This window comes from Aeromonas sp. HMWF017 (assembly GCF_003061465.1).
Taxonomy (GTDB): domain Bacteria; phylum Pseudomonadota; class Gammaproteobacteria; order Enterobacterales; family Aeromonadaceae; genus Aeromonas; species Aeromonas veronii.
In genome coordinates, this window is record NZ_QAJD01000178.1 from 15,406 (window position 1) to 16,715 (window position 1,310).

Here is a 1,310-nt window from a genome sequence, read left to right on the forward strand (position 1 = left end):
ATCAGGACACCGGCTTCGAGCTGGGCTCCAGCAATCTGGGAGCTAATGATGAGGGGGAGGCGACGGTGGCCAAGCTGCTGCGCTCCCTGTTTGAAGACGCGGTGCAGGTTGGCGCCTCGGATATCCATATCGAGCCGGACGAGAAGGTACTGCGCATTCGTCAGCGGATCGACGGCATCCTCCACGAGAATATCCTCAACGAGGTACGCATCGCCCAGGCGCTGGTGCTGCGTCTCAAGCTGGTGGCGGGGCTCGATATCTCCGAGAAGCGCTTGCCGCAGGATGGCCGTTTCAACATGAAGGTGCGCGGCCGCGATGTGGACGTGCGGATGTCCACCATGCCGGTGCAGTATGGTGAGTCGGTGGTGATGCGTCTGCTGGATCAATCCTCCGGCATCCTGTCGCTGACCGAGACCGGCATGCCGCCTGAGATCCTGACCCGTTTCCGTCGTCAGCTCAAACGGCCACACGGGATGATCCTGGTGACCGGTCCGACCGGTAGCGGCAAGACCACCACCCTTTATGGCGCACTCTCCGAGCTCAACCAGTCCAGCAACAAGATCATCACGGTAGAAGACCCGGTGGAGTATCGTCTCTCCCGCGTCAATCAGGTGCAGGTCAACCCAAAGATCGGCCTCACCTTCTCCAACGTGTTGCGCTCCACCCTGCGTCAGGATCCGGACATCCTGCTGGTGGGTGAGATGCGGGACAACGAAACGGTGGAGATCGGTCTGCGTGGCGCCATCACAGGCCACCTGGTGCTGACCACCTTGCACACCAACGATGCGGTGACCAGTGCCTTGCGTCTTATCGACATGGGGGCGCCCGGCTATCTGGTGGCGAGCGCCCTGCGAGCGGTGGTCGCCCAGCGGCTGGTGCGGCGGGTATGTGAGCACTGCGTCGAGGAGAAGGCGCCGGACGAAGGGCAGGCCACCTGGCTTACCGTGCTCTCCGGCGAGGCGCCTGGCCAACACACCTATCACAAGGGCCGAGGTTGCCAGAGCTGCAACTTTACCGGTTATTCCGGCCGGATCGGGGTCTACGAGCTGCTTGAGCTGGATCAACCGATGATGGATGCCCTGCGCCGCAACGATGCGGAAGGGTTCGCCAAGGCGGCCCGTCAACACGAACACTACCGGCCGCTTGCCCTCACTGCCCTCGATTATGCCCGTCAGGGGATCACCTCGGTGGATGAGGTGCTGCGACTGGCCGAGGATCTGGGGTAAGCGATGGCTAACTTTGCCTACAAGGGGCGTGACAGCCAGGGTAACGCGACCAGTGGCGTGGTCGAAGCGGCCAACGAGATGGCG

General features: G+C 62.7%; 1 protein-coding gene. It reads left to right on the forward strand.

The window, feature by feature from the left end; translation table 11 throughout:
- A partial coding sequence (mshE, locus tag DBR30_RS20105) for an MSHA fimbrial ATPase MshE (RefSeq protein WP_258224525.1) occupies positions 1 to 1,226 on the forward strand: 1,226 nt, incomplete at its 5' end.
- Positions 1,227 to 1,310 lie beyond the last annotated feature (84 nt).